Genomic DNA, 13,217 nt, shown 5'->3' with positions numbered 1-13,217 from the left:
CGGCGCATGGTACAATCTTATGATCCGCATTCCGTCGATTATCAGAAGAAACGACTCGAAGATCGAACCAGACTGTTCGCAGAGATTGCACGGAAACACTCATGAACTCGCTGTCGCCTAAGATCAAGATCGCCTATCTGACGCTGCTCATCCTTTTCTCGATAGCAGTGTTCCTGTATCTGCTCGATACGTGGAACATTATCAACGCGCGCCGGTATATCCCTTTTCTTTCAGATCAGCCGCCGATCGTAAGCGATACGACGGATAGTATCGCCCTGCTTGAAGAAGAGCGGCGACGCAAAGAAGAAGAGCGTCTGGCCGAACTCGAACTGCAGCTGAAAGAGATGGAGGCCCGACTTACCGAAGAGAAAGGCTCTCTTGAAGAAAAGCAGAAAGAATATGAAGAGCTGAAACAGGGCCTGCTTGAAGAGAAGAAACGCTATGAAGAGCGACGCAACGCCGACGCCCAGAAAGAGAAGATGATCGCCGAGATGGCGCAGCGTCTGAACAACATGCCTCCGACCGACGCCGTTGCCATCCTCACCGGATGGTCTGACGCCGATATCGTCGACGTCTTTCTGCGCATGGAACGCAACGCCGAGGCCGAAGGAACGACGTCGATCGTGCCCTATCTTCTGACGAAGATGCCAAGAGACCGCGCCTCCATCATCACATCACAGATGATGGACGAGGAGGCACGACTCAAACCGGTCATTGAATGACATAGGATTTCTGCACGACTTTCATCTGACGGAAAAAGCATTTGCCGATAGGCGCCGAAGGACTTGACAGCGAACGAGTTTGTGCTTCATTACGAGCGGAGGCTTCACGATGGAAATGACAGAAATCAAAACGATGCTGCATGAAAGCATTGAGAATATTGATGATCCGGCCATCTTGCTCGCCATGCAGGAAATCGCCGGTCGAAAGTACACTCCTCAGGATCCGCCGCATTTGTCCCCAAATCAGATTCAGCGTATAGAAGAATCAACGCAACAGATACGCGAAGGACTATATGTCACAAACGAGGAAGCCGATGCACTGGTGGACGAATGGTTAAACGGGTAATCTGGTCTCGAAAAGCCATCGCCGACCGTATTTCGATTCTGGACTACTGGCAAAAACGGATTGGATCAACCTCTTACAGCGCTCGCCTGGATGCCGAAATCCGGCGCGTTGTAAAAATGATCGCACAGTATCCCGCCATCGGTCGCACACTTGAAGGCCGCCACGAGCGGTTCTTCGTCATATCGCATTACTTGATCGTATATGCTGAAAAGCCGGACCGTATTGAAATATTGCACGTCTGGGACAGCAGACGAAACCCTGATACTCTTATCCCTTAATCGGCTCCACATTGCGCGCTACTGCTTGGATGTTCCACAAGTCCTCTGCGCTTGACATCGCATGAGCGAAGCGTCAAATGGCGGCGTGTCCTCTTCTTCTGGCAGAATGTTTTCCATCACCACCTTCGGCGAAAGCCACGGCCCCGGCATCGGCGTCGTCATCGACGGCTGCCCCGCCGGTATCGCCATCGATTCCGACTTTATTCAAAGGCAGCTCACGCGAAGGCGCCCCGGTCAGAACCGGCTGACGACTCCGCGAAACGAAGAGGATCGCTTTCAGATTCTAAGCGGCGTCTACGAAGGCCGCACGCTGGGTACGCCCATCGCCCTCTTCGTGCCGAGCACCGACGTGAAATCGGGAGACTATTACCGCTGGGCCGACGTTTACCGTCCGTCGCATGCCGATTTCACCTATCATGCCAAATACGGCTACCGCACGCCCATCGGCGGGGGGCGAGCATCGGTGCGCGAGACGATTGGCCGTGTGGCCGCCGGTGCTCTTGCCGCGCAAATTCTAAGAGAGGAGTTCGGCACAGAGGTCATCGCATGGGTCGACTCCATCGGTAAGACGACAGGCCGCGGATACGAGCATCCGCCTACGTCGATCGATGAGGTCGATGCCTCTATCGTCAGATCACATATTCCCGACGTCTCGGAGCGCATGATTCAGGAGATCGAACAGGCCCGACTCGCCGGCGATTCCGTAGGCGGTACGATCTGCGTCATCGTGCGCAACGTGCCACCGGGGCTTGGCGAGCCCGTCTTCGACAAGCTTGAGGCCGAGGTCGCGAAGGCCTGTCTGAGTATTCCGGCCTGCAAGGGCTTTGAATCCGGTTCGGGTTTCGCCGGCACGACGATGCGCGGCAGCGAGCATAACGACGCCTTCTTCGTAAAAGGGAAAGACGCCGCATCGACGGAAGGCGAGGACGACGAGTCCGATACGGATGCAGAGAGCATGGAGCGCGTGCGTCCCGGCTACGTGCCGAATCCCGTCCATGGCGTCGAAAACGTTCCGGAGTTATACACAAAGACGAATCGCTCGGGCGGCATCCAGGGCGGCATCTCAAACGGCATGCCCTTGCTCTTCAGACTGGCCTTCAAACCGACGGCGACCGTTCGCAAAAGGCAGGTCACGGCTAACGAAAGCGGCGAGCCGATCACTCTTCGCGCCGGCGGACGTCATGATCCCTGTGTCGTGCCGCGCGCCGTTCCGATCGTCGAATCGGCGATTCATCTTGTACTGATGGATATGATGCTGCGTCAGCGCGCCATTCATCCGGAATGGTGGTTGCGATATTCAAAAAACGCGAAAAATTACCTGTCGAAAATGTCTGAATCATAAAAAACACCGAGAGGCCCTGCATGTCCCTTACAAAAGCGATCGCAATCCTGTTTATCCCTGCACTGCTTTTCAGCTGCCAGAAGAAGGCCGATCCGGCTAAATTAATCTCTGCGCTTGAGCAGGCAGTGCAGAAGAACTATTATTTTTACGAAGAAGGGCCAGCCTTCTCTGAGGCTGCGTATGAGGCGGCAGCAAAGGCCATAGATCCGCAGTCTGCATGGAATCCCGGCGAAAACGCCGCTGCCGCTCTTGCGAGCAGAATCAATGAAATGCCCGAGGCGCAGCGCGACGATTCTATGCGCAAGGCATTCAACGCACTTCTCGGCGGTGAAGGCAACGACCGCCGCAACTACTATATCGGACTGGAAACGGCCCGTCGCCTGAAAGATCCTGCGCTGAACGCAGGGGCCGGCCTTGTTCTCTTTCGTGAGAGCTATGGACGCTTTCGTATCGTCGACGTGCTTGAGGGATCGGCCGCTCACCTTGCCGGTATTCCACAGAAGGGGATGCTCGAAAAGATCGAAAATCGACCCGTTATCGATCTTGAACTTGAAGACGTCGTGGCGCTGATCCGCGGCACCTCAGGCACTTCACTATCGTTAACCGTAGACGGAAAGCAATACACGCTCGTGCGCGGGCAGTATTCCGTTCAGCTGCTGCGCAAATCTGAATGGGATGTCGATGGGAAGCGCGTTCTCTACGTTGAACTGCGATCGGCCGGCAAAGGCGCCGCCCGCGAACTTGAATCTGTTCTGATGAAAAGTAACAACCCTGATGCGATGGTGCTTGATCTGCGTAAGCTCAATTCGGGCGATTTTGAAGAGGCCTTTGCAATCGCCGATCTCTTTGTCGGCGGCGGAGAGATGGGACTCATCAAACGCAAGGGCATCGCTGCCCGTCCCATGCAGGCCGATGCGAACGTACTCTATTCGGGCAAAACCTACGTACTCGTCAGCAATCGCACGTCGCCGCATGTAAAAACGCTGGCGATGGCTCTACGACTTTCAGATAAAGTAAAGTTTATCGGCCCGGACACCTCCCTCGTAGCCTACGCAGGAATCGAAGTGCCTCTCGAAGACGACGGTTATGCGATGATCATCGACGCCGTTATAGAACCGGCCGAAGGCAAGGATTCACGCCTCAACCCCGACATAGAAATCGAGGATTTTGTTCCTGTTAACCCTCCGTCGACAAAACCGGACGAACAGGATCCCGCTCAGGCGGCGCTACTGAAAGCCCTGTAACATGGAACTTGCCGGCAGAACTGCACTCGTCACCGGAGCGGCGACTCGCATCGGACGCTCCATAGCACTTGCTCTTGCCGGCGAAGGGGCCATTATCGCCCTGCACTATCGTCATTCAAAGCAGGAAGCAGACGAGACGCTGAGCGAGATCCGTCGACTCTCGCCGCACAGCTTTTCTGTTCAGGGCGACCTCTCGGATCGAGAGCAGATCGAAGTCGTAGCCGCATCGGTAATCGAGCGCGGGCCGGTCGATATACTTATAAACAACGCCTCGCTCTTTCCGGTCGAAGACCGCTTCTTCACGTTCAATATGGAGCAATGGGATCGCCTGTGGAACGTAAACGTGCTCGCTCCGATGCTAATCTCGCGTAGGCTCTTCGTCGGTAATCGCTCCGGAGCGATTGTTAACCTGATTGATGCCGGCCTCAATCGCATCCGCTGCGAGAATTTCGTCTACCGGATGACGAAGGCTGCGTTGAAAGAGATGACGTTGATGCTTGCCCTTGAGCTGGCCCCGCACGTGCGCGTGAACGGCATAGGCCCCGGGGCGATCCTGCCTCCTGCAAAGATGGGGCCGGACGGAAGCACGATCCGCCCCGATGGCGATCGAGCAGCCGGCCTGTTCGACGCCTACGTTCAAAAGCACGTTCCGCTGCAGAGGCCCGGTTCGCCCGAGATCATCGCCTCAAACGTTCTACATCTGTTAAAGCAGGATTTTCTGACCGGTGTCATTCTGCCTGTCGACGGCGGCGAATACGTGTAGAGGCGTTGCGAGGCCTTTCTCGATCGCGGGTCTGGCGCCCTGCCGCTGCACTCTCTCTTACCTCTGCTTTACGTTTGCCAGCACTACCGCCGACTTTTCGCTGGCCCTGATGGCCGATCGAATACTCATTCGAGATCTGCGACTGCGATGCCTGATCGGCATCCATCCCGAGGAACGGGAAACTGCACAGGAATTACGCATTCACCTGACGCTGTTTACAGACATCAGAAAGGCCGCCGCGTCGGATTTCATTGGCGATGCCGTCGACTATCAGAAAGTCACCGAGCACATCCTCGACTTCACCGAGACATCCAGTCGCTTGTTATTGGAGACGCTGATTGAAGATATGGCGCGCATGATACTGGTCAACTTCTCGGCAGTTGAAGCCTTGCAGTTACGTGTAGAAAAACCGGCCGCCCTGCCGCTTGCCCGATTTGCTGGCATTGAAATCGAACGTAGTAGAGCGGATTTCGGGATTTAAGCGGTCGCCCTTTATCGACTTCCGGCCGGCCTCCTCCGTATCATCACGCCTGCTCAGACTCCAGTTTGAAATCCAGCGCCTTCAGAGCCGCGGCCAGAGCCTCGTTATCCTCGGCAAGGATAAACATCCGATCGCCTTTCTCAAGCACGGTCGTTCCGTTAGGAGTGATATACTGCCCGTCTCGCTGAATCATCGATATTAGAGCCGTTCGAGGAAACCCAAGCTGAACGATAGAACGCCCGACAGCAGCTCCCTCTTCGAGAACGATTTCTACAAGCTCAGATTTCACTGAGTCGGCCAGCTCAAGATCGACGTCGGTGCGCGGCTTCAGCGATTCGGGCAGACCCACTCCAAGAATCTTCGCCACAAACGACAGGGTCGTTCCCTGTATCATGACGGAACTCAAAGAGACGAAGAAGACGATATTAAAGATCATATTCGCTCGCTCCAGGCCGGCAACGAGAGGATATGTGGCGAAAACGATGGGTACAGCTCCGCGAAGACCCACCCAGGACACGAACCAGCGGCTGCGATTCTTCATACTAAACAGGCTGAGGCTGAAGAAAACTGTCAGCGGCCGCACGACGAACATAAGGAAAAGGGAGATGACTAACCCAATTCCGATGACGGGCACGATCTGGCTCGGGAAAACAAGCAATCCAAGCGTAAGAAACAGAATGATCTGACTGAGCCAGGCATAGCCGTCGAAGGCCTTGATGATTCCCTTCTTATGAAGAAGCTCCTGGTTTCCCAGATACACCGCACATAGATAAACGGCAAGGAAACCGTTTCCTCCAAGCGCATCGGTGGCTGAATACGTGAAAAACATTAGCGCCATTACAAGAACGGGAGACAACCCCTCGAAATCGAGCCGGATTCGGTTAATAACGAATTTGCTCAGATGCCCGGCAAGCAGGCCAAACGCGCCGCCGATCAAAAGCTGCTTCAGTAAAAAGGGAACAATGCTGGCAATGCCCTCTTCTTCGTTGAGAACAAGCGTGGTGAACACAATCGTGAGAACGTTTGCCATCGGATCGTTACTACCGCTTTCCAGTTCAAGCGTCGGACGCAGGTTATGCTTCAGCGCCAGGCTTCTCGATCGCAGAATCGAGAAGACGGCGGCGGCGTCGGTAGACGAAACGATCGAGCCGAGAAGCAGGCTCTCATAAAGCGTGAAATCGGTAACGTAGTACACAAAGGCGCCAAGCCCTATCGCCGTCATCAACACGCCGAGAGTGGAAAGCGTTATCCCCTGCCAGAGGATCGGTTTGATGGCCTTCCAGTCGGTCTCCATGCCGCCTGAAAAAAGAATAAAATTAAAGGCGATGATGCCAACGAACTGCGCCTTCTTCGGATCATCGAACTGGATGCCACCGATCCCCTCTGAGCCGGCAAGCATACCGACCAGCAAGAAGAAAACGAGTGTCGGAACTCCAAACCGATAGGAGGTTTTGCCGGCCAGGATGCTCAAAAAAAGAAGAATGGAGCCGACAAGCAATATGTTCTCTGCCGTTAAATTCAAAGGCATCACCTCTTATTTATGAATAACTACGCACAGATTCGCTGTCCAATAAAAAACAATTCGCCTCTCGGGACAAGAAAAAAGCGCGACCGTACCTGCCGGCCCGCGCGCAGAGGCATTTGACTTCAGATTCTTTCAAGCGGAGTATAGCGATCGAGAAACCGTCGCGTCGTCCCGTCGTCGAAGCGTATGGTTAACTTAGTTCCGGCCGGCGTCTTCTCTGTGTCTTCGATTTCGCCCGTTCCGAAACTTTTATGTCTGATGCGATCACCCGGTACAAGATTAAGGGCGCTTGAGCCCGAATCGGGAGCCGGCCGCGATACGACCTTGCGTTCGGAATACGAGCGAGAGGAATCGGACCACGAAGAATCAAACTCGTCATAGGATCGCTCCCGGCGAGTCTGGATGCCCATCTCTTCGAGAAAACGTGAAGGTAGACGAGGATCAAACGATCCACCCGTTCGCCGAAAACGACATGCAGAAAGATAGAGCTGCTCCATCGCCCGCGTGATACCCACATAGACAAGGCGCCGCTCTTCTTCGAGGTTCCCCTCTTCAAGCGACATACGATGCGGTAGAAGAGACTCTTCAAGGCCCGTGAAAAAGACGACGCGAAACTCCAGGCCTTTCGCGTTATGCAGCGTCATCAGATGAACGCCCTGGCGATCCTCTTCTTCGAGATCGGGGTCGCTTTCAGACGAATACAGGGAAACGCTCTGTAGAAACTCGGCGATGTCGACCTCACGGTTCTCGGCGCCTGCCCGATCTTCATAATCGGCGAGAGCGGTCGCAAACTCCTGCATATTCTCGATGCGCGAAACGGATTCCGGATCATCTTCTTTGCGATAATATTCGACGATACCCGACTCCTCGATCAACGTTTTGAGGATCACAGACGGTCGTTCGCCGGATTCGTTGAGATCGGTCCATCGTTCATAATTGGCAAGAAAGGCGTTGATCGGCTTCGCGCCGCGAAAGCCGGGCTTCACGGCCAGCTGACGCAGTGCCTCAAGATACGGGATGCCGGTCGTTCCGGCAAGAAAGCGGGCCGATTCCAGGGTCTTCTCGCCGATGCCTTTGGGCGGATTGGCAAGCACGCGCTCAAAATTTTCCACGTCGAGCGGGTTAACCAGAACCTGCATATAGGCCATCAGGTCACGGATCTCTTTGCGATCGAAAAAGCGAAACCCGCCGAAAACCGTATGCGGTAGGTTCGCCTCGCGAAAAACCTGCTCGAAAATGCGGGATTGAGCGTTCGTGCGATAGAAGACGGCGATCTCGTTCAGGCGAACGCCGGCGCTGCGCAACTCGCGAATGCGAGATAGAACGGAGCGAGCCTCTTCGCCTTCCTCCTGATATAGACGAAAGCTCGGAGGACGAGCGTCCGGGCGATTCGTGAAAAGCGTCTTTTCCCGGCGCTCCGAGTTATTCTGGATAACGCTGGCCGCCAGCTTGAGAATCGACGGAGTGCTGCGATAGTTTTCTTCGAGACGAAGAACCTTTGCTTCGGGGAAGTCCTTCTCGAAATTCAAGATGTTGCTGATGTCGGCTCCGCGCCAGGAATAGATCGATTGATCGTCGTCGCCGACGACGACGACATTGCGGTGACCGCCTGCAAGTAAAAGAACGAGGCGATACTGTGCATGGTTCGTATCCTGATACTCGTCGACGAGCAGATGCTGCCAGCGGCGACGGCACATCTCAAGCAGCTGGGCGTTCGTTTGAAGCAGCATGACCGTCTCATAAAGCAGATCTGAAAAATCGAGCGCCTGCTGCTCCCGCAATCGTTTATGGTATTCGCGATAAAACTGAGCTATGGATTGATGATACGGATCTTTGCGCGTCTCGGCCGCATACGAATCGGGATCAAGCAGCCGCTCCCGTGCACGCTCCGTCGCATTCAACGCCGCCTCAGGAGGTAGTAGAGCGGCTTCCACTTTTAGATCCTTGAGGATCTTCTTCGCCAGGCTCTTCTGTGCCGCCGGGTCATAAACGGTAAAAGAGCTTTTTAACCCAAGAAGCGAAGCATTCTCACGTAAGATCTGCAAACCAAGAGAATGAAAGGTGCGGATCATGGCATCTCGCCCGTACGGACCGACAAGCGTCTCCGTTCGCTCGCGCATCTCAGCCGCAGCCTTGTTCGTAAACGTGACGGCCAGTATGCGGCGAGACGGAACATCGCGCACGCGAATCAGGTGAGCAATGCGATGCGTGATGACTCTCGTCTTACCCGAACCCGCCCCGGCAAGGATGAGCAGCGGACCGCCATCGTGCAGCACGGCCTCCCGCTGAACATCATTGAGTCCTTCGAGGAACTCGCGCTCCAGCGTCGCTTTGAGGTTATCCGTTTCCATCCATCCGCCTCCTGCCAAACGCCACGGCCTTCATTCCCGGTGCGAATTGATATTCGTCAAGCAGATCGAGTTCGTCAAAACCGGCGTCGATACGTAGCCAGCCGTCATCAGTAGTATCGCGGGGCTCTTCATGTTGCACATGAAGAAAGACGTCGTCTTCCTGCAATGAGCGCAGCCATAGCGGCAAAAGGCCGTATCCCGATTCAATCAAAATGCGATTCAGTCCCTTTTCGGCAAGCAGCTCCGACAGTTCGCTAAAAAACGCAGGATCAGTAACGTCGGGCACCTCTATGGCGCCTGGCCAGTGGCCGCTCATCGAGCGCACGCTCAAGAACAGCGCCTCGCGTCCGGTCGCCGAGGACAGGGCATACTGCCTCTCGAAGAATAACTCTCGACCGACAAAGGGACGCCCGAGCAGAAAGATACGAACGGGCTGGAACTCCCTTCGCAGCTCCGGATCTTCAATCGCCGACCATCCGCTATCCGGCTCGAAAAGCGAACGAAGCCAGACCCTGCGTGCATCCACATCAGCGACCGGAGCCATCGGCGATTCTTCGAATGGAATCACCGCGCTGCGAAGCGGAGGACGCAGATCAAGCGACGGACGATCGACGGCGACCGTGCCGGGGCCGACAAGCACGCCGTCGCACTTCGCGCGCAATCGCATCGTCAGAATGCGACCGGACTCCCCGGTTAACGATACCGAGCGGTCCCGGTGGCCCATGACGCCGTTGCGATCGGTGGCAAGTTTCACCGTATAAAGCGGACGTCCTTTCAATCGTGAGAGAAACGGCAGAAGAAAACTGCGAAACGGGCCATCGGCCTGCTCTACGCGAAAGCCCATCTGTCTAAGAGCGGCGAAACCGGCCCCATGCAACGACGGATCGGCCTCTGCAATGCGCACGGTATCGATATAAAGGCCGTGCGCCTTTGCAAAGTCGGATTCTCTGCCATACAGACCGATGCGCTGAACGCAGGGCGGCGTCCTCCCGTAACGACTGCACGGCTCAAGCGTCACCGTCATGGTTAACGGCAATGGCGGATCAAAACGAGCATGCTCAAGGGCAAAGCGGTCAAGGGCGTCAAGGGCGACAATCTCGGCATGGCGCCGGCCGGCCGGCTCTGTGGCGCCGCCGATCAGAATACTGAGATCGGCCGAGCTGATTACGCAGGCGACGGAGGGGTTTGGCGCCGTGCGACCGGAGGCGAATATGGATAAGCGCAGGAGGGCGCGGGCCTCCTGCAAAGTATCATCAGGAATGTCGACGCAGTCGCATCCTTTCATAAACCTGCACGATCGGGCTCGCCACACAGATAGACGAGTAGGTACCGATGATAATACCGAAAACGAGAATGGAGGCGAAGTCCTTCAACGATTCGGCCCCGCTAATAAGGATCGCTACGATGGAGAGCATCGTTAAGAACGATGTGAGGATGGTTCGTGAAAGCGTTCCTTTGATGGCCGTATCGAGAATGGTCGACGAAGTCAGATCGGACCGATCCGATATCGTGCCACGGATACGGTCGAAGATGATGATCGTATCGTTTATCGAATAACCGATCAGCGTCAATACGGCGGCTATGACGGGAACAGAGGGCTCGATCTGCATGATACCGATATAGCCGAGCGTGAAGATGATATCGTGCAGCAGAGCAAGCGTGGCGCCAAGAGCATACGAAAAATCGAAGCGGAATGATACATACGCCGTGATCAGAAGCATCGTATACAAAAGCGCCTTCAACGACGTCTTGAGTAGATCAGCCCCATAAGAGGCTGAGATCACTTCGCGCGATACAACCTTATCGGATTCGATCTTCAGATGCGGTAGAAGCACCTTCTCGATTTCACCGGCTACGGTCTTCTCGACGAAAAGCGGACGTTTCTCACCCTCAACGACGGGCCTGTTCTTTAGCTCTTCTTCGAACTTTTTGCGATCTTCGGCGTTCGCCTTATCAACGATGGCCTGATAGGCGTCTCGCACATCGGGGCCGAATTCGATATCGTATTTGTTTCCTGTGACGTCGGTCTGGCGAATCAATGGATTCTCAAGACCCGAAGCCTTCACGGCTGCCTCAACGCCGTCGCGGCTCATATCGGCAGGCAGAACGACGCTCAGCCGGATGCCGCCGTCAAAGGCGATCGAGCGAGCGAATCCACCGAAATGCCAGAAGGTGGCGCCGAAGAACAGCGCCATGCCGCTCAGAGAAAAAATCAGATAGTAGCGTCTGTACTTAACAAAACTCATTTCAGTTTCTCCGCTATGCCCGTGCCGATCGGAACGTTGCGCATTCCAAGGCCGTCGATCATCAGATCAAAAAGATACCGCGAGACAAAAAGCGCCGTGAACATCGACGAAACGAGACCGAAGAACAGCGTCAGAGCGAAGCCCTGAATCGGCCCGTCGCCGTTATAATAAAGGATCACGGCAGAGATCAGCGTCGTAACGTTCGCATCGAGAATCGTCCAGAAGGACGACTCAAAACCGGAATGCACGGCCACGCTCATCGATTTACCCGCTCTCAGATCTTCGCGGATCTTCTCGAAGATGATCACGTTCGCATCGACGGCCATACCGACGGTAAGGATAAGGCCTGCAAAGCCCGGCAGGGTTAACGTGAATTCCAGAAGCGAAAGAAGAGCGCTCAGAATCACAAGATTCAGAAAAAGAGCGATCACCGCTACGATACCGGCCACTCTGTAGTAGAGAAGCATGAAAACGTTGACCAGAATAAAACCGACAACGACGGAATAGACGCCCATCTCAATCGACTGCTTGCCGAGCGACGGACCGATAAAAGAGACAGAAAGGATATCAAGCGGAAGCGGAAGGGCGCCTTCGCGAATGACGTTAGCCACCTCGCGAGCCTCTTCCAGATCAAACTGACCGGTAATGACGCCCGACCCGCCTACGATAGCAGTCTGAATCACCGGATCAGATACGACTCGATCGCCCCAGATGATCGCCATGCGCTTCCCGATGTTGTTACGTGTAACGTCGGCGAATTTATTCGCTCCTTCGTTGCTCATAACGAAGTTGATGCGATACCATGGGCTGTCTCCCGTCAGGCTTTCGCGAGCATCGGTCATATCGCTTCCGTCCATGACCGCAGGGCCGAGCACGCGAAACTCACGGGGAAGCGAGATACCGGTTCCGGCCTGATTCTTACGCCAGTAAAGAAACAGACGACCCTCTTCGGGCTTCAATCCGGCACGCAGAGCCGCCTCATCTATCAGTCTCTTCACCTCGACAAAATCCGGGTGCTCCTGTCGGTATACTTCCTGAATTCGAAGAAGCGTCTCTTGAAACTCAGGAGTTTCAAAGCGAGCCGTCGCTGCATCGTTCACCATGCGGTATTCCACAGTAACAGTATCTTTGATTATATCGAGGACCTGTGTAGAGTTGGCCACACCGGGAAGGTCTACGGCAATACTGTAGCTACCGGGCTGCATACGCAGCTCGGGCTCGGTCAGGTTCTGATTCATCAGCCGTTTTTCAATGATGCGCAGGGCCTCTTGCAGAAGCTCGGTCTTTCTTGCCTCGGAAAGGTCGAGAAGGCGACGCATCTCGGCCAGGCGGTTTTCGGCGGCAAGGCGTTCGTCTTCGGGCAGGGTGCCCGAGGCAAGCTTCTGCTCGAGATCCTTCACGACCGGATCAAACCTTTCTTTCAGGTTAGCCAGATAGGTATCGTAATTGGCCTGGAAAACGGCGCGCATACCGCCCTGCAGGTCGAGACCGAGCTTGAGGGCAAGACGCTTGATGCCGTCTTTGGAGAGGAATCCGAAGAAATGCTCGACGGGATGCGGAAGTACGATCGTCCGGCGGTCGTCAAGAACGTCGGCGTTTCGCTGAACCATCTCGTTGATCTGGGTGGCCGTAACGTATCGCGCCTTCACGATGCACTGCCGCTGCGCCTCGGGCTGCCCCTCGCAGGTAGCTCCCGGAAACGATGCGGGCAGGCCTTTCTCGCTATCAGCAAGGAACATACGGATTTTCTCGACGGGCAGCGGCTCTCGCTGGCCTTCTGCATTGCGCGTATATTCGAGAAAGGTTATGCGAACCTCTCGCTCTCCGTAGTTAGGCCAGAGAAGCAACGCCGAAAGGCCAACGCTTAATCCGACGACAATCGTCTTCCAGATCAGTTTATTCATAGGTTATCTCGTCTC

At 55.1% G+C, this 13,217-nt stretch carries 12 protein-coding genes; 7 read left to right on the top strand and 5 right to left on the bottom strand.

The features are described 5' to 3' along the window. Positions 1–101 precede the first annotated feature (101 nt). The 7 genes from LEPIL_RS20075 to folB all read left to right on the top strand — a co-directional run bounded on the left by LEPIL_RS20075 (position 102) and on the right by folB (position 5,176). Complete coding sequence (locus tag LEPIL_RS20075) at positions 102–722, top strand: periplasmic-type flagellar collar protein FlbB (RefSeq protein WP_002775487.1); 621 nt, start codon at positions 102–104, stop codon at positions 720–722. A 109-nt stretch (positions 723–831) separates the two neighbouring features. Continuing rightward, complete coding sequence (locus LEPIL_RS20070; RefSeq protein ID WP_002775485.1) at positions 832–1,068, top strand: hypothetical protein; 237 nt, start codon at positions 832–834, stop codon at positions 1,066–1,068. Beyond that, positions 1,053–1,346 carry a type II toxin-antitoxin system RelE/ParE family toxin gene (locus LEPIL_RS20065; protein ID WP_002775484.1) on the top strand — a complete coding sequence of 98 codons (294 nt, stop codon included), beginning with the start codon at positions 1,053–1,055 and terminating at the stop codon, positions 1,344–1,346. The genes LEPIL_RS20070 and LEPIL_RS20065 overlap by 16 nt, the downstream gene beginning before the upstream one ends. An 85-nt stretch (positions 1,347–1,431) precedes the next feature. Next, the gene (aroC, locus tag LEPIL_RS20060) at positions 1,432–2,688 is read left to right on the top strand and encodes a chorismate synthase (protein ID WP_002775483.1); all 1,257 of its coding nucleotides are present in this window, start codon (positions 1,432–1,434) and stop codon (positions 2,686–2,688) included. A gap of 20 nt (positions 2,689–2,708) precedes the next feature. Then, the gene (locus tag LEPIL_RS20055) at positions 2,709–3,932 is read left to right on the top strand and encodes a S41 family peptidase (RefSeq protein ID WP_002775481.1); all 1,224 of its coding nucleotides are present in this window, start codon (positions 2,709–2,711) and stop codon (positions 3,930–3,932) included. Position 3,933: 1 nt separating this feature from the next. Continuing rightward, complete coding sequence (locus LEPIL_RS20050) at positions 3,934–4,695, top strand: SDR family oxidoreductase (RefSeq protein WP_002775479.1); 762 nt, start codon at positions 3,934–3,936, stop codon at positions 4,693–4,695. A 109-nt stretch (positions 4,696–4,804) separates the two neighbouring features. Beyond that, a complete protein-coding gene (folB, locus tag LEPIL_RS20045; protein ID WP_002775477.1) occupies positions 4,805–5,176 on the top strand; it encodes a dihydroneopterin aldolase in 372 nt (123 codons plus the stop codon). A gap of 43 nt (positions 5,177–5,219) precedes the next feature. On the opposite strand, the gene LEPIL_RS20040 is transcribed toward folB, so the two are convergent. From LEPIL_RS20040 to secD, 5 genes are all read right to left on the bottom strand, one after another. Beyond that, on the bottom strand, positions 5,220–6,704 hold the full coding sequence (locus LEPIL_RS20040; protein WP_002775475.1) for a potassium/proton antiporter: 1,485 nt from the start codon (positions 6,702–6,704) through the stop codon (positions 5,220–5,222). Positions 6,705–6,823: 119 nt separating this feature from the next. Beyond that, positions 6,824–9,052 carry an ATP-dependent helicase gene (locus LEPIL_RS20035; RefSeq protein WP_002775473.1) on the bottom strand — a complete coding sequence of 743 codons (2,229 nt, stop codon included), beginning with the start codon at positions 9,050–9,052 and terminating at the stop codon, positions 6,824–6,826. Beyond that, positions 9,039–10,337, bottom strand: a complete 1,299-nt coding sequence (locus LEPIL_RS20030) for a bifunctional diaminohydroxyphosphoribosylaminopyrimidine deaminase/5-amino-6-(5-phosphoribosylamino)uracil reductase RibD (RefSeq protein WP_002775471.1) — start codon at positions 10,335–10,337, stop codon at positions 9,039–9,041. Before LEPIL_RS20030 ends, LEPIL_RS20035 begins: the two co-directional genes overlap by 14 nt. Next, a complete protein-coding gene (gene secF / locus LEPIL_RS20025) occupies positions 10,306–11,298 on the bottom strand; it encodes a protein translocase subunit SecF (protein WP_002775469.1) in 993 nt (330 codons plus the stop codon). Before secF ends, LEPIL_RS20030 begins: the two co-directional genes overlap by 32 nt. Then, complete coding sequence (gene secD, locus LEPIL_RS20020) at positions 11,295–13,202, bottom strand: protein translocase subunit SecD (RefSeq protein WP_002775467.1); 1,908 nt, start codon at positions 13,200–13,202, stop codon at positions 11,295–11,297. Before secD ends, secF begins: the two co-directional genes overlap by 4 nt. Positions 13,203–13,217 lie beyond the last annotated feature (15 nt).

The sequence above is a fragment of the Leptonema illini DSM 21528 genome (genome assembly GCF_000243335.1).
Lineage (GTDB): Bacteria > Spirochaetota > Leptospiria > Leptospirales > Leptonemataceae > Leptonema > Leptonema illini.
Note: the sequence above shows the minus strand (reverse complement) of the source record. Positions and strands in the feature narration are given on the sequence as shown.